The sequence below is a fragment of the Pseudomonas sp. S3E17 genome (assembly GCF_024168685.1).
Taxonomy (GTDB): domain Bacteria; phylum Pseudomonadota; class Gammaproteobacteria; order Pseudomonadales; family Pseudomonadaceae; genus Aquipseudomonas; species Aquipseudomonas marginalis.
In genome coordinates, this window is sequence record NZ_JALJWE010000001.1 from 5,860,552 (window position 1) to 5,882,966 (window position 22,415).

General features: G+C 58.8%; 9 protein-coding genes. 4 read left to right on the top strand and 5 right to left on the bottom strand.

All coding sequences use genetic code 11. From position 1 onward, the window contains the following. The first annotated feature begins 67 nt into the window (after positions 1-67). The 4 genes from J3D60_RS26525 to J3D60_RS26540 are packed head-to-tail and all read left to right on the top strand — an operon-like array spanning position 68 to position 16,038. Entirely contained in the window at positions 68-4,009 is a 3,942-nt protein-coding gene (locus J3D60_RS26525; protein ID WP_253493343.1) for a Tc toxin subunit A, read from the top strand. A gap of 25 nt (positions 4,010-4,034) precedes the next feature. Then, positions 4,035-8,843, top strand: a complete 4,809-nt coding sequence (locus J3D60_RS26530) for a neuraminidase-like domain-containing protein (RefSeq protein ID WP_253493344.1) — start codon at positions 4,035-4,037, stop codon at positions 8,841-8,843. Further along, positions 8,840-13,336 carry a SpvB/TcaC N-terminal domain-containing protein gene (locus tag J3D60_RS26535; RefSeq protein ID WP_253493345.1) on the top strand — a complete coding sequence of 1,499 codons (4,497 nt, stop codon included), beginning with the start codon at positions 8,840-8,842 and terminating at the stop codon, positions 13,334-13,336. The genes J3D60_RS26530 and J3D60_RS26535 overlap by 4 nt, the downstream gene beginning before the upstream one ends. Continuing rightward, positions 13,333-16,038: an RHS repeat domain-containing protein gene (locus J3D60_RS26540; RefSeq protein WP_253493347.1), complete on the top strand. Its 2,706-nt coding sequence runs from the start codon at positions 13,333-13,335 to the stop codon at positions 16,036-16,038. Before J3D60_RS26535 ends, J3D60_RS26540 begins: the two co-directional genes overlap by 4 nt. A 105-nt stretch (positions 16,039-16,143) precedes the next feature. Here J3D60_RS26540 and J3D60_RS26545 read toward each other — a convergent pair whose 3' ends face one another. The 5 genes from J3D60_RS26545 to J3D60_RS26565 all read right to left on the bottom strand — a co-directional run bounded on the left by J3D60_RS26545 (position 16,144) and on the right by J3D60_RS26565 (position 22,408). Further along, complete coding sequence (locus J3D60_RS26545) at positions 16,144-17,595, bottom strand: mannose-1-phosphate guanylyltransferase/mannose-6-phosphate isomerase (protein ID WP_027604735.1); 1,452 nt, start codon at positions 17,593-17,595, stop codon at positions 16,144-16,146. Positions 17,596-17,745: 150 nt separating this feature from the next. Next, complete coding sequence (locus tag J3D60_RS26550; protein WP_065938585.1) at positions 17,746-18,399, bottom strand: alginate O-acetyltransferase AlgF; 654 nt, start codon at positions 18,397-18,399, stop codon at positions 17,746-17,748. A 16-nt stretch (positions 18,400-18,415) separates the two neighbouring features. After that, the gene (locus J3D60_RS26555) at positions 18,416-19,600 is read right to left on the bottom strand and encodes an alginate O-acetyltransferase (RefSeq protein WP_027604733.1); all 1,185 of its coding nucleotides are present in this window, start codon (positions 19,598-19,600) and stop codon (positions 18,416-18,418) included. 11 nt (positions 19,601-19,611) lie between these two features. Then, the gene (locus tag J3D60_RS26560) at positions 19,612-21,144 is read right to left on the bottom strand and encodes an MBOAT family protein (protein WP_253493348.1); all 1,533 of its coding nucleotides are present in this window, start codon (positions 21,142-21,144) and stop codon (positions 19,612-19,614) included. 154 nt (positions 21,145-21,298) lie between these two features. Then, entirely contained in the window at positions 21,299-22,408 is a 1,110-nt protein-coding gene (locus J3D60_RS26565; RefSeq protein WP_083236343.1) for a mannuronate-specific alginate lyase, read from the bottom strand. Positions 22,409-22,415 lie beyond the last annotated feature (7 nt).

Here is a 22,415-nt window from a genome sequence, read left to right on the forward strand (position 1 = left end):
AGGTTCACGATCCTTGGGTTGGCGCTAATGTGGTGCGTACAGACTCCGATGCTGGGTGATGACACACATGGAACCCAAGAGTAATCGACTGCTGCTTAACCTGGTTGATGATCCCGCCGCAAAACAGACCGCGCGAGGCAAGGTCAACTTCATTACGGCCATGCAGCAGTTGGGCATAGCGTCGGTCTTCGACATCATCGGCCATTCAAAACCTGAGTTCATCGAGCGCCTGGGTGATATCTGCGACGCCGACGGTGCAGCCGCTTACGACAACGCGATGTGTTACGCCGTGCAGATCGGTCGCCTCTTTCGCGAGCAGCAAGTGTCCAGCGGCAGGTATCAAGACCTGACCCAACGCACGGGTGTACGTGCACTGACTGAAATCGGCCCCAGTTACCCCAACCTGTTCAAGGAAAACTGGGATGAGTTCTGCAAGGTCGGTGCCTTGGCGGCCGTTGATTCGCCCGTGGCTTACTTGCGGTCGTTGTACTACTTTGCCACGAGAATATTAGAGACTTCGGGTCAAGGCACCCACCCCAAGATATTGTTGAACACGCGCCGGCCTGATCTTGCAAGGTTGCTGATTGATCAGCAAAGCACCTTTACCGCCAGGCCGATGCTGGAGCAGGTCAATGAGGTGCTCAAGGACGATATCAAGCGTTACTCACCAGGTATTCCTGGGACAGACCAAGCGATTTACGAACTATTGGCTGATCGCCGACACCCCTTCATTTTTCCCTACAACTTTCCACACCATCAATGCAGGTTGGGGCTGGCAGAAAAGAACTGGCAACTGGGCGAATTGAACTACCGCATCAGCCGGGAGCTACCGGCTACCCTGGGTGGAGGCAATACGTATGGGGCGGTGCAGAATGCAAGGCTAGAAGCGCAACGCATGCTGTCCGGGCTGAGTCCTCAGCAGCAGGCGTTGCTGATTGAGCCGTCGTTATTTACGACGTTTTATCTGTCCAGAGCCGAGCTGGCTGGAAAAACCATATGGGCAGGCCCCGGAACGTCTCACCTCAGCCCACACAAAGCGCTGGGTGTGGGTTTTCTGCTGCATCTCGGGCAAACGGCAATTAAAGAGGTCGAGCCCATTGCGCATCTGTTGAGTGCCTACACCTCTCCGCTCACCAATGTCAGGGTCGAATTCTCCAAGCCGGGGGAAAGTGCCAAGCGTGAGGAAAGGTTTGTGCTCAGTTCAGGCAGTGTGGCCAATAGTTATCGATCGAAGCTAAATTATTTAATTTCCTCAACACGATCAGACTCGCGCGTGCCATGCATCCAATCGGCAGAAAACACGCCTTCCCCGGAAGGTCCTGGCTATAGCGCTTCATTTATCATCACCACGACCACGAGGTTTTCATCAATCCCCGTCAGCCTGGCTGCGCTGAGTGTGACGCTGACGCTGGATGGGAAAATCACAGAGTCTGCCGAGCAGCAAGCGTTCTTCCGGCGTAGTTATGGTCTGGAAAGCCAGACGGATCGGGGCGATGAGGTACTGATCGAACTCAAGGTTTTCATGCAGCAGACCGAGTTGAGCGCCGAGCAGGTGGAAGCGCTTTTATCGCAACGCAAGCACTTCCCGCGCCTGTCGCCCAATTGCCCAAGCACCAACCTGGAGAAGGAGGGTGGGGGCGTGGGGGCGCGGTACCCGCATGCCAATCACTATGGCGCGTGTTACGTCAATGGTCATGGCTCCAGTCGTTACGACAGCGTATTGCCTGCCACCACCGCTTCTATCCGACGCGATCAGGTCGATAACTCGATGGGGTTCAGAGAGGTTCAGGGCGGAGGCCGCACTGTCTGGTACCTGACCAAGACCTCCCCCCAGCGTTTTGATCGTCTGCAACGCATGATTCGCCTGCAACGCTGGCTCGATATTCCGTTTGCCGAACTGGACACCTTGATCATCAGTGCCATTCGCAGCGAAGGTGAAGATAACCTGGGCATGGACTTGAACCTCAATACCCTGCGAGCCTTGGGGGTCTATCGCTATCTCAGCGGGCGCTATCGGATCAAGCCGCAAGAGTTCGCCGCGTTCATGCATGACCTCACGCCCTATACCAGCGGCGAGGGTATGGCGTTGTTTGACCAGGTGTTCAACCCTGTCGCGTTGTTCGATACGCCGCTGGTGCTCGATCAGAAACCGTTCAGTGTTCCAGGCCTGGATGCCGCCTCGACGAAAACCGTGGCGCAACTGTGCGCAGGCCTTGGCTTACAGCCTACCGAGTCGTCGCTGTTTCGCCTGTGCGCACAAACAGAGCGGCACGTCGGCCCGTTGCAACGCGACCTGCAAACCGTGTCGTCGCTGTACCGCCAAGTGCGTATGGCGCAGATGTTCGGGCTCTCGTCGCAAGACGGTTGGGCATTGCTGGATGTGTTGGGCGGGGCGGATTACCAGCGTTTGGTGTGTACCGGGCGGTTGGCAGTACCGGTAGCGCAATCACTCAGACCCCTGGTGGTCAAGGCGGTTGATAGTGTCAACGGTGTGAGCATCCGCCTGACGCTGGTTGTGGTCGTTGAAGAGCCCGGTGAGCTTTTGCGTTTATTGCCGGGGTCAGAGCTGGTGGTCGAAGCAGGGACTGACTTCGAAGCATCAGGCACTGCACGTGTGTTTACCCTGACCCGGCAGCCGGCTGCCCCCGATGTACCGCAGTTCTTGAAGAACGCCGATGGAAGTTTGCTCACGCTCGCTGAGTTGCGTGCGGGGCAATCTATTTCGTTGAGTAACAGGCAAATCATGCGGGTGGCTTGGGAAGCCATCACTCAGTTGCCAGGGCAGATCAACTATCTACGCGTGAAATGTGGCTCCCTCGCCAATCGCGACCTGAGAATAACGGACATTGCCCACGGTGATCTCGTTACGCAGCCACCGGACATTCTCGATGTGTTGATGCAGATGGATTGGGCGGTGACCTGGCTCAAGGACATCCGACAAAGCGTTACCCAGGTGCGCCAGATTCTTGGGCTCACCCCTGGCGACTACCTGCCGCCCGAAGGGTTGACGGATCGCCTGGCGAAGTTGGCCGAGCAGGTCCGGGCGGTGCTTGTCACCGACCAGCAGATCCAGGCGCTGAATTTGCCCACCCATGAGAAGTCCACCAAGTCCCGTGGCCCAGGCGATGTCATCCAGTGGCGTACGGTGCTGCTGCCCTTACTGGATCCAGAGGGCCTGGTGAAAGCCCTGCCGCTGGAGATGGTCGATAACACCCAGGCGCAGTTGCAGGCGGCATTGGTGGTGGTACTCAAACCACTGGCCATGGACAGCGACGCCAGGGTCGCCAGCCTGGAAAAACTCGGCACGTTGTTACTCAGTGGCCACGAGCGGCAACTACGACTGATCGAAGGCCTGGCCCAGGAAATGATCAATCTGCCCATGGACCGTACCGCGGTGGTGGTGCATTGGGCGCAGACCACGGTGTATCAACTGCTGTCGAGGGTGCTGCAACTGGGCACGCACGCCGATGCCGCCCCTTCCCTGATCGAACAACTGCGCGCGGTGCTGCGTCATGCCCAGGCGGTTCTGCATCTGGGCCTGAGTACCAGCGCATTGCGGTTGTTCCTGGCTCGCCCGCAATGGCTGACGGGCACCGACAGCCGCGAGCTGTCCTGGGCCAGCCTGTATTTACTCGGCCGGTATACCCAATGGCTCAAGCGCCAGAGCCAGGCCGAAGAGGCGTTGTTGGGCTACTTCATCAGTGCCAACCCATCCTCTGCTGCGCTCAAGAACAAAGCGTTGCGCAGCGCCGTCAACGAGCGAAGTGCCGAGGTGCTGGCCAACTTGCTGGGTTGGCATACGGAAGATATTCGCCGGTTGTTCCAGGAGCTGCCAATGGGCCGCGCGACGTCGATGGCCGAAGTGGACTGGGTATTGCGCTGCCAGAGCGACTGTGTCGCCAGCGGGTTTTCCGCGAGTGATCTGCTGGCCTTCACGGCGCTGCACGTCGACAGCGCGAGTACCGCTTGGCAGGCGGCCGGGGAAGCGGCTGTCGCCGCGAGTCGTTGAGCCATCACCTTTACGAGGCGCGATCATGTCCAAGTCCATCGACACCCTGCTCAATGAAACCCTGCGCGATGCGCTGGTGGCCTACTACCTCAACGTGGTGGTGCGCAACACTCAGGAGTTTATCGACGCTCAGTTGGGTGACACGCTCAAGACGGCCAATGACCTTTACGAATACAAACTGTTGGACGTGCTGGTCAGCCAGGACGTGACCACCAGCCCGGTCGCATCGGCGATTGCCAGTCTCCAGCAATACATCAATGGCGCGCTGATGGGCATGGAACCGGGTTATGAGATCCGGGTCATGGAGGAACACCTGATCACGCAATGGCGCGAGATCAACAGCCAGTACCCGATCTGGGCCGCCAACCAGCAGTTGCAATACTACCCCGAGGTGTACATCGACCCCTCGCTGCGCCTGAACAAGTCGACGTACTTCCAGCAACTGGAAAATGACCTCAACCAGAACAAAATCCACATCGATACCGCCCAGGAAGCGGTACTGAGCTACCTGGCCAGTTTCGAGGAAGTGGCCAACCTGACGATCATCAATGGCTATATCAACACCGATGATTTCAAGAACGGCCTGTACTATTTCATCGGTAAATCCAGGGCGGAAAATGCGTATTACTGGCGCTCGGTGGACATGTCCCAGCGTACGTACAAGAATCTTTCGGGTACCGACCCCAATCGGCCCAAGTTCGACTATCCGCAGCCAGGCGCCTGGTCGGATTGGCATAAGGCGGCCTTGCCGATTTCGGCGAGTGCCATTGAACGCACGATTCGGCCGGTGGTATTCAATAATCGGTTGTTTGTGTTCTGGGTGGAGTGTGTGGGTAGCAACTCTGATTCGGTAACGGTGGAGCAGAGTTATCTTCCGGGGACGCCAAAACCTCCTGATCCAGGCTCGCCGCAAACCCAAGTCAGCAGTAATCCTATGCTGCGCTTGAACCTGGTCTACAAAAAGTACGACGACAGTTGGAGTGTGCCGCAGACGGTCATTGAAGCCTGGAGTGAGGCGCCGCTGTTCAAATCACGAGATTTACCGGCGCTGGTGGAAAGCATCGCAGTAGCAGATAGCTCGGCTTCGCCGGAGTCCATGCTGGTCGCGATGTATGCGGGTTATGAGAGCGGCGCATCGGTAGACGGTACGCAGGATAAGTATGCTTTTCTGAGGACGGCATGGATCGATAAGAACTTTAATGTGACGCCGCTGTTTCCTGAACGCGGAGTTGTTCTTCATGTAGGCGTGGGGGATGGAGGGATAAAGAAACCGTATGTGCTTAAAGCGGCAAGAATATTTGTTCTTGATAATTACGGGCGCTTTCAGTTCAAATTGCCGGCTTTTATGGTTGCGGTGAAAAGTGTCGAAACGAGTTCGCCTCATACGAGTTCGGATAATTGGAACTATATGAATTGGCAGAATAGGATTTTTACTCCAAGAAAAGGGACTGAAGTAAGATATAACGTGTTGGCACAGGCTTTGGAGTTTGAGTCAAAGTTGGTGAGTTCGGTGGCGTCCCAAGAAATCGTTACCCGAGTCAGCGCGGGGTTGGTGAGTCATAAGTTTACCTTGGTGTTGGTTACCTCGCCTTCGATGGGGGGAGGAGAAAACGTAACTCTCTTGAAAGGATCCACGATGACTGTCGAGGGAGGTGGGTTTTCCGCAGTCAATAATAACGTATGTTCTTTTAGTTTGCAGACATCTCAGATTGGTGCTCTCGACTATTATCTTCGGGACAGTGATGTTCTTTCGACTTGTTCGCTTCCAGCTTTACCATCGGGTGCTTCTGTCTCATTGGAAGGTAAACGAATATTTAAGGCAGCACTTTCGTTGCTTTCCCCTGATAACGCACAATTTGTCACGTATTTTTATATTGGTTTTGCTGGAGGCAGTTTATATTCTTATCACGCGGATATTATTCAGCAAGCCCATAGACCTCTCTTCCAGAGTCTTATATTAAGACCTGTTGACGTGAAGACCCCTACACCTGCGTTTCCGGGAGAACGGTGGCTTTTTTACTCAACGACTGTTTCTTCAAGACTCCCTCCCGACACGCAGACGGTATCAATCCCCATTAACCCTGAAACCCTGTTACCGGACTGGAATGTCGACTGGCCTGTCGGTTCAAAAAAAATTCCACTGATTCACGGCCTAAAAGCCTTTGATAACAATTTGGCAGTGGGACATACCCTCAAACTGTCCCTCGTTGAACTGGAACTCGTCCCTGCTATTCGAACCCCCCTGATCGCGCCGCGAATCAGCACCCGCGCCAGCCCCACCCTGGGCATCGCCGAATTCATCGACTTCACCGGCTCCGGCATCCACCTGAGCGACGACGCCAGTGCTCCCCGCCAGCCCATCCGTATGAATACCCTATTCGCCCGCGAACTGATCCAACGCGCCAACATCGCCCTGGAAAACCTCCTGACCTGGGAAACCCAGGGCCTGGAAGAGCCGCCGCTGCAGCCGCCGGCCGCGGTCAATCGCATGGATTTCCATGGTGCCAATGGCAAGTACTTCTGGGAGTTGTTCCTGCACCTGCCCTTCCTGGTCAGCCAGCGCTTGAACCTGGAGCTGCAGTTCGACGAGGCCGAACGGTGGCTAGGCTTTATCTTCGACCCGTCGCGCAAACAAGACAGCAAGGGGCGCCCCGATTACTGGAACGTGCGCCCCTTGATGGACGGCCTGTTGCAGATGGACCACGCCACCCGCAAGCCCGCCGACCCGGACGGCATCGCCAGCAGTCACCCGGTGCGCTACCGCAAGGCGATCTACCTGCACTACCTGAAAAACCTGCTGGACCGGGGCGATGCTGCCTATCGGCAACTGACCCCCGACAGCCTCGGCGAAGCCAAGTTGTGGTACGTGCGCGTGCTGGACCTGCTGGGCCCGCGGCCGGACATCAAGCTGGTGGACTCCTGGACGCCTGTGACCCTGCAAGTCTTGAGCAATTCCACCAATACGCAACTGCGTACCTTTGAGCAGCGCCTGATTGAGCAGGACCACTTGCGCGCCGATAGCGCCCAGGCCAATGAGGGCCACTCGCTGTATCAGTTTGCCGAACCCCCCCTGTATCTGCGCACCTTCTCGCACGACCCGACGCTGGCTGACCTGGACAGTGATTACTTGCGCCTGCCGATCAATGCTCATCTGGTGAAAACCTGGGATATCGCTGAGTCGCGCCTGGATAACCTGCGCAACAGCCGCACCCTGGATGGCAAGCCGCTGTCGTTGCCGTTATTCGCGGCGCCGTTGAACCCACGGGATCTGCTGGCGGCGTTCGGCCAGGGCGCGGCGGCGGGGGGCAGTGCGCGGTTGTTGGCCCAGGACGTGCCGCATTACCGCTTCAGCGTGATGCATGAGCGTGCGCTCAACGCGGTACAGACATTGACCCAGTTTGGCGGCACCTTGTTGTCGTTGATCGAGCGCAAGGAGCAGGCGCAGTTCGAAGCGCTGCAATATCGCCAGGCCTGGGATTTCGCGCAATTTTCCATCGACCTGCAACAGCAGGCGCAGGTTATCGATAAAGAAAGCCAAAAGGCCCTGGAGGCGAGTCGGGCGATTGCGCAGCAGCGCTTGAGCTTTTACGCGCAACTGGCCGATGAGGTAGTGAACAGTGGCGAGATCGCCGCTGCGGGCTTGCACCTGGCCGGACGCGTCGCTGAAGGCGTTGGGGCGATATCCGATGCGGTAGCCGGCGGGCTGGTCATCCCGCCCAATGCGGCTGGGGGCGGGGGCGGGGCAATCGTGGGTTTTGCCAATGGTGTAATGGCGGGAGCCATGGTCGGCGGCTGGCGGCTGGAAGGGGTGCCGCAAATGGTGTCTGCGGCGGCTTTCGGGCTCGCGGCACTCAGTCATAATCTTGCGGACGCAACGGACCGAACCGAACAGTTCCGTCGCCGTCATCAGGAATGGACGCTTGCGCGCGACCAGGCCGCCCTGGAAATCGAACAGATCGATGCGCAACTCAATGTGCTCCGTGCCCAGTCCCGCGCCACCGCATTGCAACTGCAGCAGGCCGAGGTGGCGCAGGCACATGCACTGGCCACGTATGCTTTCCTGGGCAGTCGATTCAGCAATGTCCAGCTTTACCAATGGCTCAATGGGCAGTTCGCAACCTTCTACTACCAGACTTATGACGCGGCCCTGGCGCTGTGCCTGGCGGCCGAAGCCTGTTGGCAGTTCGAGACCGCCGATTACGCCAGCCGTTTTATCCAGACGGGAGCCTGGAATGACAGCTATCGTGGCCTCGGCGCCGGTGAGTCATTAGGCTTGCAGTTACTGAAAATGGAGGCAGCCTACCTGAGCCGAAATGACCGACATCTGGAAATCACCAAGACGGTTTCCCTGCGTCAATTGCCGGACCGGGACCCGTCATCCGCGCTCAATCAGGATTGGGGTACGACCAAGTTGCGTCTGCTCCAGGACGGCCGCGTCGAGTTCGAACTGACCCAGGGGCTGTTCGACAGCGATTACCCCGGGCATATCCTACGGCGGATCCAGCGTGTGAGTGTTTCCCTGCCGGTGACAGTGGGGCCTTACGAAGATATTCGTGCCACCCTGACCCAGACCTACAGTGCCGTGCGGATGGCTGACGGCAGTCTCAAGGAGAACCTGCGGGCCAGTCAGCAGGTGGCGCTGTCCGCAGGTATTGACGATGACGGTCTGTTCACCTTTGATTTCAACGATGTGCGTTACCTGCCTTTCGAGGGCACCGGTGCCGTGTCTCGCTGGCTGTTGCACTTCCCGAATCACGACCGGCAACGGTCCATGCTGGAAAGCCTGACCGATATCATTGTGCACCTGCGCTACACGGCCAGGGCGGCACCATGAACGCTGACAAGGCGTTGGACATCAATCCACCGTCGTTGCCCAAGGGCGGCGGTGCCATTCGCAGCCTCGGCGACGGTATGGGCGCGGTGGGCACCACGGGAAGGGCATCATTCGAACTGCCGCTGCCGATTTCGCTCGGACGCGGGTTTGCACCGGCATTGGCGCTTACCTACAGCAGCAGCGTGGGCAATGGCCTATTTGGTATCGGCTGGAGCAACCCCGCCAAAGCGGTTACCCGGCGTACCTCCAATGGCGTACCGGCGTACACCGACGAGGACCTGTTCGTTGGTCCGGAAGGTGATCTATGGATGCCCGAGCGAGACCCGAAGACCGGCGCCTTGATCGGCCAGCGGGTGACTGACTACAACGGGCTGCCGGTGGGCGACTACACCGTGGTGCGTTATTGGCCCCGGGTAGAAAGCAGTTTTGCGCGGATCGAACACTGGGCCGATGACGACGACGCGGCCGGTTTCTGGCTGGTTCACGGCGCCGACGGCAGCCTGCATCTGTATGGCAAAACCGCCAGGTCGCGCCGGGCCGATCCCGACCGGCCGCAAAGGGTCGGTGCGTGGTTGCTGGACGAGAGCCTCAATACTTGTGGAGAACACATCGTCTATGAGTACGCGTGTGACGGCCAGGGGCCTGATGCAAGCCAACCACGCGATTACCGGTCACAGCGTTACTTGAGCCGGGTGTGCTACGGCAACGTCGAGGCCGGCGATCAGCTGTATGGCTGGCGTGCCGAGGGCTGGCAGGATATGCAATGGCTGTTTCACCTGGTGTTCGACTATGTTGAGCAGCGCAGCGATCCGTTCTCCAGCTTCGAATACGGCTTTGAATTGACGACGCGGTGGTTGTGTTGGCGCGTACGGATGCTTCACCAATTCCCGGAACTGGGGCCCGAGCCGTTGCCGGTCAAGGGGCTGTTGCTGGAATACCGGGAAACGCCGCTGGGCTACAACCATCTTTCTGCGGCTCACAGCCAGGCGTATGACGAGGCGGGTGAGGTGCAGGCGCGTCCGCCGCTGGAGTTCTTCTACAACCCTTTCGCTCCCCCTCTGGGGGCCGGGCACTATCAACCCTTCGATCCTATGCCCGGTCTTGACGACGGCCATCGTTACCAACTGGTCGACCTTTACGGCGAAGGCTTGCCGGGCATCCTGCGCCGTACCGACAAGGCCTGGTATTACCGCGAGCCATTGCGCGCCCAGCCGGCAGCTCATCTTGATGAGGTGGCTTATGGCGAGTGGCACACGCTGGTGCAAATGCCCGTGATCGATACCTCTGCGCCAGTACGTCAGTTTCTCAGTGATATGACCGGTGATGGCTCGCTGGACTGGGTGGTGGCGCAGCCCGGCCTGGCGGGTTTTTTCACCTGCCGGCCGGATCGCACATGGTCGAACTTCGCGACATTGGCGGCTTTCCCTCGAGAGTTCTTTCATCCCCAAGGGCAACTTGCCGACCTGCTGGGCAACGGGTTGACGGACCTGGCCATGATCGGCCCACGAAGCGTGCGGTTGTATGCCAGTCGTCGCGAGCAAGGGTTTGCTCCAGGGCAAGAGGTGGCTCGGGAAGCGGATGAAGACGCTTTGCCGCTGTTGAGTGACAGCCCCTCTGAGCTGGTGGCTTTCAGTGATGTGCTGGGCAGCGGCAGCCAGCATCTGATCCGCATTCGTCATGACGAACTCACATGCTGGCCCAATCTGGGACGTGGGCGTTTCGGCAAAGGGTTTGTGTTCAGCGCCCTGGAATTTGACTACGCCACGTTCGATGCATCCAACGTGCTGCTGGCGGACCTCGACGGTTCAGGCGCTGTCGATTTGATCTATGTGCAGCCTGAGGGCGCGTTGATTTTCATGAACCAAGGCGGCAATGGTTTTTCCGACCGGCCCCTTGTCCTGCCATGGCCTGAAGGCGTGCGCCACGACCGTTTCTGCCAAGTGAGCGTCGCCGATCTACAAGGGTTGGGCTGCTCCAGCCTGGTACTGACAGTTCCTCATATGACACCCCGGCATTGGCGCTACGACTTTGTCAGTGCCAAACCCTATTTGCTCTGTGCCACCAATAACAACATGGGAGCGGCGGTGACACTGGGCTACCGTAGCTCGGCGCAGGAGTGGCTGGATGAAAAGCAGCTCAGGCTGGCCGCCTCCCTGACACCTGAGTGTCGATTGCCGTTTCCCGTCCCGCTGGTCAGCCAACTGACTGAACACGACGAAATCACGGGCAACCAGTTGATCCGTCGTTTCAGCTATCGAGAAGGTTATTACGATGCCCGGCAGCGTGAGTTCCGTGGGTTTGGCCTGCTGCTGTCAACCGACTGCGAGGCCTTCGCCGATGGTCCGGGCGATGACGGTTTCAGTGCGCCGCTTCTGAGCAAAACCTGGTTTCATGTGGGCCGTACTGTCCATCAGGCCAGCGATGAGTATTTCAGTGGCGACCTGGCGGCCCATCCTCTCGGAAGCCACCTGTTCAGTTGCTATCACGCTCTGGATGGTACTGATCAACGGGTCGAACCGAAGGACATCGATCTTCCGGACATTTGTGCCGCGCTGGCGGGCCGGGTATTGCGTGTAGAGCGGTTCGCGCTGGGCAGTCCCCGTGAGGTTCCCTATACCGTCGAACAAAATCGGTACCTGGTGCGCAAGTACGACCGGCCCACGGGCGGGGACTTCGCACCCTATGCCACGGTGCTTGCCTTGGGGCTCGAGTCGATTGTCTACCGCTACGAACAGCAGGCGGATGACCCGGTTTGCCAACATACCCTGAACTTGCAGTGGGATGCGTTTGGCCTGCTGACCCAGGGCTTGACGATCAGCTATGCGCGAAGGTTGTGCGTCACCGATGACCCTGTCTGCAAGATGGCGGTAGAGCAGATTCCCCCTGAAAAACGCTGGTGGTGCGATGCCCACTGTCCTGAGCAGCAGGTGTATTACTTCAATGAATCCCTGGCGAACTTCATTCACCTGATCGACCCGCAAGGCTGGCACTTGGGCCTGGCCTACCAAACCCGCGAAAACGCCTGGACGCTCGATAAGGACTCCGGCCTGACCCCTCAATCTATCAACTACGAGGCTTTCACCCTCAACGGTATTGCGCAGAATCCACACACCGGGCGAATCCTGGCCGGTCAGTCGATCCAACGCTATAGAGACCCGCAGGTACCTGAGCAGTACCAGGCTTTGCCGGATGGCCGCGCAAGTTTCCAAGGGCTGCTGGATCATCGGGAAGTCGCCGAGCTGGATCCGATTGCGTTGTCCGCCTATGACTTGCTGAGGAATGAGCAAGGCGAGCTACCGTTCGATCTTGAGCAAACGCTGCTGAAGGCCGGCTACCACAAGATGCCGTGGTTGCTGGAGTCGGGCGAACCTGGCCAGGGCGCACTTTGGTCTGTTCGGCACGGGTTCAATACGTATGCCGGGGCCGAGGGGTTCCATCGCGTGATCACGGTCCGAGAGACCCAGAGTCATGGCGTGACCCAGCTGGGCTATGACCCTTTTTGGTGCCTGAATACCCGCGTACAACTGGCGGATGGCTGTGAAACCTATGTCGACCGTATCGACTACCGGCGGCTTCTGCCGGCATGCATCATTGATCCCAATCGCAACGTCCATGAAGTTCGCTACGATGCTTTCGGTCAGGTGTCTGCCAGCAGTGTCCGTGGCACTGAGTTGGGCATGCCCGCAGGCTTCGCCCCCCTGGCTGAGTACCAGCGCCCGGAAAATACCAGCCCCGCAAATGCCATCGACGCGCCGCGCCGCGCGTTGCAGGATGCCGCCAGCGTCTATTTCGAAGATGCCTTCAGCTGGATGGCACGCGTGCCCGACGCCGACCGGCAGGACCCGGTGTGGCTGGAGGCATGTGTCCTGCGGGGCGACTTGCTGCCCAGCGGTCACATCCGCGCTTCAGCGCGCCGGTATACGTCCCTGGATACATCAAGTCCGTCCCGCCGACGGTTGCAAGCCTTGATCGACGCGGCGCAGCGGGAGCCGGTGCATGCCGCTACGTTGCAGGCCGATCGCTACCTGGGTGATCAGCAGCAACAGATTCGTATCAGCGTGGCCTGTTGGGATGGCTTTGGGCGACCTTTGCAACTCAAGCAAAGGGTCGATCCTGGCTACGCCTACCACGTATGTGATGACGGGTCTCTGGCGCTGGACAATCACGGGCAGCCCATCATCGTGCAGGACGTGCCGCGCTGGCGCGTCAGTGAGCGGGTGGAATACAACAACAAGGGCCAGCCTGTGCGGATCTATCGGCCTTACTTTGCCGATCATCATCGCTACATCAACGATGTCAGCTTCAGGGCTTTCGGGTTTTGTGATCGACAGTTCTATGATCCGCTGGGGCGCCCGACCCGGACCGTGCTGGCTAACGAGGGTTACATGCGGCGTCACACCTATTTCCCCTGGTGCACCCTTGCCGAGGATGAGAACGACACGTGGGAGGAGGTGGTGGCAGCCCGCGTTGACGCTGAGGGGGGCAGTCGATGAACCGTTCGGTACATACCAACACCCCCGTTTTGAGCGTCTCGGACCCGCGCGGGCTGACGATTGCAACGGTCAACTACTGTCGTGATACAGCGGACGCGGTTGCACAGGCCCGCTGTGAGCGGCACCTGTATGACGCCGTCGGGCGCCTTGAAGCCGAGTGGGACCCGCGCCTGGCCATGGATGATTCGGCCCCGGCCAACTTGACCCGTACCCGCTCGTTAAACCACACGCCCCTGGCTACCGAGAGTGTCGATGCGGGTTGGCGCGTTTCGCTGTTCGCTGAGACTGGCCAGTTGATACAGGCCTGGGATGCAGGGGGCCGTGTGCAGTTGATTGAGTACGATCAACGGCTGCGACCTTCGGCGGTATTCGAACAAGGCTGCACGCAGCGCTACGAGTATGCGCGCGCCGAGGAACACTTTGCCGATCACAACCAATGCGGGCAGTTGATCCGCCATGACGATACCGCCGGCACACGCCAGTTCGAGGAGTACGGCTTGGCGGGCGAGGTGCTGACGTTGCGTCAGCATTTTCTGCAAGCGCTGGATGAACCGGATTGGCCGCTACTGATCAATCAGCGCGATGCGTTGCTGGAGCCGGGCGACGGAGCGGTTACCGCGTTTCGTTTCAACGCGCTGGGTGATCTGACGGTGCAAGTCGACGCTCAAGGTCATCGCCAGTACTTCAACCAGACACTGGATGGCCAGTTGCGTGAAGCCGGGCTGTTGCTCCACGGCAAGGTTGAACCACAACTGCTGGTGCGCGATATCCGTTACAACGCCCAAGGTCGGGTCGAGCAACAAACGGCGCGCAATCAGGTGGTCAGCCTGTTCGACTACCGCCCGGAAGATGGGCGATTGACTCGTCTGCGTGCCCGGCACCTCAACGGCAGGTGTTTGCAAGACCTGAACTACGGTTATGATCCGGTGGGCAATATCCTCAGTATCGAAGACAAGGCGCTGCCGGTGCGCTTCTTCGCCAACCAGCGTATCGAGCCGATCACGCGCTATATCTACGACAGCCTTTGCCAACTGATCGCAGCCACGGGTTGGGAGACCGGCAGTGATAACCGGGGCCCCGCTCACCGTGAAGACCCCAGGGCCGTGGCCAATTACCGCCAGACTTATCGCTATGACGAAGGCGGTAACTTGCTTGAACTGACCCACCAGGGGCCACAGCAACATGGGCGCGTATTGACGGCTGCGAAGTACAGCAATCGGTGCCTGCCATTGCGGGACGGGCGGCCACCTACAGAAGCTGAAATAGCCGCTGCGTTTGATCACAACGGCAATCTGTTGGCGCTGGATAACGCACGAACACTGCATTGGGATGTACGTAATCAGCTGCATCAGGTCACGCCGGTAGAGCGCGACTCGCAACCCGATGACACGGAGCGCTACGTCTACGGAGCTGATGGCATGCGCCAGCGAAAGGTGCGCATGTTGCAAACCAATGCTCGTACGGTGATCAGTGAAACCCGTTACTTGCCGGGGCTGGAAACGCGCAATGTCGATGGTGCCCGCTTGAATGTCATCACCGTCCAGGCCGGGCGCATGACGGTGCAGGTGCTGCATTGGGAAACCCTGCCGTCCAGGCTGCTTGCCAATGACCAGTACCGCTACTGCCTGGGCGATCACCTCGGTTCCTGCTCATTGGAGTTGGACAGTGATGCACGCATTGTCAGTCGAGAGACTTACCATCCGTACGGCAGTACAGCGTTTAGTGAGCGAGGAAATTCGAGCGAAGAGAGCTATCGCACGTTGGGTTATTCGGGAAAAGATCGGGATGCGACGGGGCTTTATTATTATGGCTCTCGTTATTACATGTGTTGTAACCAGCGTTGGTTGAATCCTGATCCAGCAGGTGCTGTTGATGGTTTAAATTTATATCGGATGGTTAGAAATAATCCAGTTAATTTCTTAGATGTAGATGGACGCATATCTTCGCACTGGTTCATGTCCACTGATAAGGGCGAGCGGGAGTTAGATGTCGAGGAGGTGGTGAGTGTGTTTTCAAATGGGTTGCCTAAAATTATATTTTCCGGTGACGGTCACGAAACTCCACCCTTGGTGTTTTCAACTGAAATACCTGATGTTATGCGAGCCTATGAAGCAGGGCGGCTAGCGTTGTATGTCGAGGGGGTTAATTCGGATGTTCATGCCAAGGCTGAAAAGTTTGTACCGAGTGCTTTCGACGTGAGTAAGCTGGATCTTGTAGGCTGGGAGCATTCGAACCTTGTAAGTTCGACACTGGGTTTGTTCAATGTGGCCATGAACTATAGTGACTCAAATAAAATAGCCTCCGATTCTGATCGTGACGAGGTAGAGCGATTAGGCGCCTCTCTTGTGTCTGATTTATTTCTGGGTAACGAAGAATTAAGTTTAAAGGCAGCATCTTTGGTTGCCCAATTTACCAGCGATGAAGGTTATGACACTGAAACGATTAAAGGTCTTATGTCTTTAACAAGCTCGGAATGGCGTGACGTCTACGTGAACCCTTATTTGGCGGGTAAACTTGCTGATGCGGCAAGCCAGCAACCGAATAAGACTTTCTTAGTTTCGGTAGGAGGGGCGCATCTTGATCCACGTTATAATCCTGTCCAGCAACACTTAAATAATGCCAAGGCAGAGATCGGGTTTTTTCATCAAGTATTGTTTAACAGGTCTACTCAGCCTGTCGTCAAATGGGGAAAACATAAGTGATTTGAACTGTTAAAAACGCGTGGGAGTGAACAAAAAAAGCCCCCACCCAACCCACTGCGGATAGGGGACGCAATGGGCTGGGCGAGGGCTTCTTGTACGACTGTTTTACTGCGCGATAGTTTTCACCGACACGCCACGTTCAACCGGCGTCGAGCGCCCGTAGATATCTTCGAAGCGTTCGATATCGTCTTCGCCCAGGTAGCTGCCCGATTGCACTTCGATGATCTCCAACGGGATCTTGCCCGGGTTGCGCAGGCGGTGCACCGAGGCGATCGGGATGTAGGTGGACTGGTTCTCGCAGAGCAGGAACACGTTCTCGTCACAGGTGACTTCGGCGGTGCCGCTGACCACGATCCAGTGTTCGGCGCGGTGGTGGTGCATCTGCAGCGACAGGCACGCGCCCGGCTTGACCGAGATGTGCTTGACCTGGAAGCGGCCGCCCATGTCCACCGAATCGTAGGAGCCCCACGGACGATAGACTTCGCAGTGGTTCTGGGTTTCGCTGCGGCCCTGTTCATTGAGGGTGTTGACCATCTGCTTGACGCCCTGGACCTTGTCCTTGTGGGCAATCATCATCGCGTCCTTGGTTTCCACCACCACGATGTTTTCCAGGCCGATCACCGACACCAGTTTGCCGTTGCCGTGGATCATGCAGTTCTTGCTGTCCTGGATCACCACGTCGCCCTTGGTGACGTTGCCGTTGGCGTCTTTATCGTTGACCGCCCACAGCGAGGCCCAGCAACCCACGTCGCTCCAACCGGCGCTCAACGGCACCACGCAGGCGCGCTGGGTTTTTTCCATCACGGCGTAGTCGATGGAGTTGTCCGGGCAGCAGGCGAAGGTGGCTTCGTCGAAGGTCACGGTGTCGGCGTCTTGCTGGCTGCGCTCCAGGGTCAGCACGCAGGTGTCGTAGATGTCCGGGTCGTGCTTTTTCAGCTCTTCCAGGAAGCGGCTGGCGCGGAACAGGAACATGCCGCTGTTCCAGAAGTAACCGCCGCTTTTGACGAACTCGACGGCGCGTTTTTCATCGGGTTTTTCCACGAACTGCTGCACGCGGCTCACGCCTTCGGGCAGCAGCGAATCGTTGGTGGACTTGATGTAGCCGTAGCCGGTTTCCGGGCGGGTCGCCGGTACGCCGAACAGCACCATCTCGCCACGCTCGGCGGCCACGGTGGCCAGGGCCAGGGCGCGTTGCAGGGCTTTCTGGTCGTCGATCACGTGGTCGGCCGGCAGCACCAGCATCAGTTCGTCACGGCCTTCGTTGACCAGCATCATCGCGGTGAGGGCCACGGCCGGCGCGGTGTTGCGGCCGAAGGGTTCCATCAGGATGCGCTGGCATTCCAGCTTGCGGTTGGCCAGTTGCTCGTTGACGATAAAGCGGTGGTCCTTGTTGCAGACCACGATCGGGGAGTCCATGCCTTCGAACACCAGGCGTTCCAGGGTTTGCTGGAACAGCGTGTGCTCGCCGGTCAGGGCCAGGAATTGTTTGGGGAACTGTTTGCGGGAAAGCGGCCAAAGACGTGAGCCGCTACCACCGGAAAGGATTACTGGGATCATGTGTTTCTCCTTGAATCAATTTGGGTCAGAGCCTGTGGGAGGGGGCTTGCTCCCGATGGCGGTGATTCAGTCAGTACATCTGTTACTGAACCACCGTATTCGCGAGCAAGCCCGCTCCCACAAGGGGGGAGCGTCAATTTCAAAAGCTAATCAGCGGGTCGACACCGGGCGCTTGACCCAAACTGGCGACAAGCTCGAACCCGAGCCGGTGACATACAGCACCGCCGCTTCACCACGTTCCAACGCAACCGGCTTCACATCGCCGACTTTCTTGTCACCGTCATACAACGCCAGGCTCACCTTCACCGGGTTGATTTCACGTTCGCCACGGCCCTTGGCAGCCACAGCTTTGACCACATCAGTCTTGCCATCGGCAGTCTTCAGGGTCAGGGCCTTGTCGCTGAGGTTCTGCACGCGCACCAGGGATTTCTGCTTGTTCTTGAACGGCGGCTCTTCGATCAGCTGCGGCTGGCCGCTGTTGTTGTTGACCAGGGTGTAGTAGTGGTCCGGGGCGAGCTTGACCGGCACGGTCTGGCTGCCGACCTTGGCGCTGTAGTCGCCGCCGGGCATGAAGCTGAAGTCGCTGCTGGCCAGCGGGGCCACGTCGCTGAGGTTGGTGCTGCCGACAGTGGCGCTGACTTCCTGGTTGGAGGCGTTGTAGATCCGCACGAAGCTTGAGCCTTTCGGTGCGACTGGGCCGTACAAGGCAGCGTCACCGGCGAAGGCGGACAGGGATACCAAGCTCATACCGGCAGCCAGGGCCAGAGTCTTAGCGAGACGACGCGGAGTAGTAGTGAAAGTCATGTGAGTTACCTCTCTTTCAGTTTTGCGCCCGGTCGGGCGTCTCGGATTTTGGGTTTTTAGCTGGGGTGTTCAGTGCCATGTTTTGTTGGCGCGAACCGGCTTGTTTAAGTTGCGCAACCCACGATGGGTCGGCATCACCGATTTCGTTGTTCACGGGCAGATAGCGTTCAGGAAACTCCCAGATCAGCACCTGTGGCGGGCTGTTCTTGAAGTCGTCACTTTTCAGGTAGCTGAGCATCGGCAGGATCGGGCCGTGGCCGTCTTCGGCGTAGCTGACCACGTCGCTGCCCAGGGCTTGCTTGAGGGCGCCGACGAAGTTCCAGTTCGGGTTGGCGCTGTAGCTGGTGCCCACCAGGGCCACCGGGGTTTCGCTGTCGCTGAACAGCGCGTCGTCGCCTTTGGTTTCGGCCAGGTGCGTGACGCGTTTTTCCAGCGGCTCTTTCGGTGGCATCAGGTTTTCGAACAGCGGGTCCAGGGGCAGGAACAGACGCAGGTCGCCTTTATGCGGCTCGGTCTTCTCGGCCTCGGTGACAAAACGCTGCGGCTCGCCGTGGAGCGGGGTCTTGTCGGCGATGGTTTTAGCCAACTGCTTGGCGGCGATTTCCGCGCCGTCCGGGGTCCAGTGGGTGTCGGTGCGCAGGAACACCTGCTTGCCGCCCAGCTTGGCCTGTTGCAGCGGGCCGAGCAGGTCCGGGGCGATGATCTTGTCGGCGGCCACACGGGCGTGGAAGTCCTGGTACAGGTTGGCGTGGATGCTCGCCGGTTTCACTTCACCCAGGTGTTCCGGGTACAGGCGCACCTTGGCCGGCACGATCGCCATCACCAGTTGGATGCCCTGGGCCTTGAGCTTCTGGCGTACGCCTTCGACCAGCGCGTAGTTGCCTTGAAGGTTCTGGTCTTCGTTGACGGCGGGGTTGAACTCCTCGTCGCTGTACAACCAGTGATCGCGGCCCAGCACCACCCCAGGGCGGCCTTCATTGAACAGCTTGTAGTCCAGCGCGGCCCAGAGGTTGGTGCCCAATCGCTTGATCGGGAACTCCTCGTCGTAATGGGTCTCGACGGCCTTGGTCCAGCGACCGTTGAGCACTGTCGCGTCGGCGTTGGTGCTGAAGCCCAGGAAACTGCGCAGCGACCAGGCGCCCAGGGCCAGCAGCAGCACCAGGAACAGGCCGATATAGAGGACGCGTAATGAACGGGTCATGGTCGGCTCCCTCAGAATTGGAAGTAAAGGAACGGCGAGAAACTCTGCGCCGACAGTTTGAGAATCGATGCCACGAACAGCAGCAGCACCGCTGCGCGCATGGCGTAGCGTGGCCAGTCAGCGGTCCAGTAGGCCGGTTGCACGGCAGCGTTACGACCTACGGTGAAACCTGGCTCGTGGATGCTGCCCGGGTTGTCGCCCGGCACGGCCTTGATCAGGCTCGGGTCGGCCGGCTTGGTTTTCTCGGCAGGGCGGTTGGTGTAGAAGTCGCGCAGGCCGAAGAACGCCAGGGTTACGTACGCCACCACCAGGGTCGCGACTTGCAGGCCGGTGAGGTTGGCGCGGTTGAGTTCCGACAGCGACCACTCGCCGAAGCTGAACATCGCACCGTACATACGGCCGGCGACGTGGAGGTTTTCGGCGCGGAAGATCACCCAGCCCATCACCACCAGCAGGAAGGTGAAGGCCCAGCGCAGGACATTGAAACTGCGCGGTGCGGTGTTGAGGCCGATGGCTTTTTCAATCGCCAGCCACATGCCGTGCCAGGCGCCCCATACGATGTAGGTGATGTTCGCACCGTGCCACAGGCCACCGAGCAGCATGGTCAGGAACAGGTTGCGGTAGGTGGTCAGCGTGCCTTTACGGTTGCCGCCCAAGGTGATGTACAGGTAGTCACGCAGCCAGGTGGACAGGCTGATGTGCCAGCGCCGCCAGAATTCGGTGATCGACTGGCTGATGTACGGCTGCTTGAAGTTTTCCATGAAGCGGAAACCCATCATCAAGCCCAGGCCGATGGCCATGTCGCTGTAGCCGGAGAAGTCGAAGTACAACTGCGCGGTGTAGGCCAGCGCCCCCAGCCAGGCATCGCCGGTGGTGGGGTTTTGCAGGGCGAAGCAGTGGTCGGCCACCACCGCCAGGGTGTCGGCGATGAAGACCTTCTTGATGAAGCCCTGCATGAACCGCGTGCAGCCCTCGGAGAACTTGTCGAGGGTGTGGGTGCGGTTATTGAACTGGTCGGCCAGGTCGCGGAAACGCAGGACCGGGCCGGCGATCAGGTGCGGGAAGATCGCCACGAACGCCGCGAAGTCGATGAGGTTGCGGGTCGCCGGGGTATCGCCACGGTACACGTCGATGATGTAGCTGATGGACTCGAAGATGTAGAACGAGATCCCGATCGGCAGCAGCACATGGGTGAGGATGAACGGCTCCAGGCCGGCCGACTTCATCATGACGTTGATGCTGTCGACGCCGAAGTTGGCGTACTTGAAGTAGCCGAGGATGCACAGGTCGACCGCCACGCCCAGCAGCAGCCAGCGTTGGGCCGGCTTGGTGCGCACGCCGGCGGCACCGACCTTGAGGCCGATCCAGTAGTTCCACAGCGTGACGGCGGCGAACAGCGCCAGGAAGTCCACTCGCCACCAGGCGTAGAACACGTAGCTGGCAATCAGCAGCAGCAGATTGCGATAGCGTTGCCCGCTCAAGTAGTACAAGCCGAGAAAGATCGGCAAGAACAGAAACAGGAACACATTGGACGAGAAAACCATCCCGATCTCTCCATGTTTAACCAACAGTCAAGGGCCAGAGCCCCCCCAAACCCCCCACGAAAAAACGGGGAGGGCGGTACAACATTCCTACTGACGAAACCGGCTCAAACTGTGGGAGGGGGCTTGCCCCCTCCCACAGTTTTACCGAGCTCGCTCAGGAACCTTTATTGCCTTTCTCATGCGTCGGGTCGTAGACCTTGGTCAGGTCACCCCCGAGGCGGAAGGTCTTGAACGGTTGCATCCCATGCTTGCGCTCGATCACATCCGGCGCGCAGGTGTAGAGGGTGCAGAAGGGTTCGAGCCAGGCGAATTTCATGTCCTGCTTCAAGTCCTTCATGTCCTGCTCCTTGCCGTTCTTCTGTTCGAAGATCTCCGGGTCCTTGACCCCGGCCAGCACTTTGTCGCCCAGGCGCTTGAGCGCGCTGTTGTTTTCCTGGCGCAGGTCGACACCGTTGACCAGGGCAAAACTGGCGATCATCGACAGCGGCGGCAACGCGTAGTTGTGGTACGACAAGGCACGCTGCTGACGCTTCAACTCGTTGGGCAGGAAGCCTTGGTCGTCGACCTGGTTCACGCCAACCTTGTATTCCTTGACGGCCCAGTCAAACAGGTCGCGCCGGTTGGTGGCGACGGACGTTGCCATCACCGACCAGGCGGCCCAGTAGGAGTGGTTGTTGGTTTTTTCCAGCGGCAGGTTGTCCCAGTCGCTCACCACCTGATCGGCCAGTTTGTTGAACCAGGCTTCGATCAGTTGCGATTCCTGCTGGTGGTTGGCCAACGGGTGCGAGTCGGAGAACTTCAGGCGTACATAGGCCGACGCCATGCTGCCCAGGGCCCATTTGCGCATGGACTTGCCGGTGTGGTTGAAGTCCTTGGACATCAACGCATCGGCCTTGGCCCACGACACCAGCCAGTTCAGGGTGCATTCGAGCTGCTCCGGGCGACCGTCGCGCATGAATTGCATCACGCGCTTGCTGGTGTCTTTTTCCAGCTTGGTGATGTCGGCGGTGCTGTCGCGAAAGGCTTTTTCCGACTGCACGTTCAGGGTCGAACGGGCTTTGTCGGAACCTTCGTACTTGCTGCGAAATTGCAGAGGCCCGGTGTAGGGCGTTGGCATGGTGTCGCAGTTTTCCTTGAAGTCGCCGGTCTTGAACGCTTCAATCGGTGCGAAGTAGCCCTGGGGCGGACGCAGCGGGGCGGCGGCGTTGACCGAACCGGCGAAGATCGCCAGGCCCAGTAACGATGGAATCCATAACTTCTGCATAAGTAAC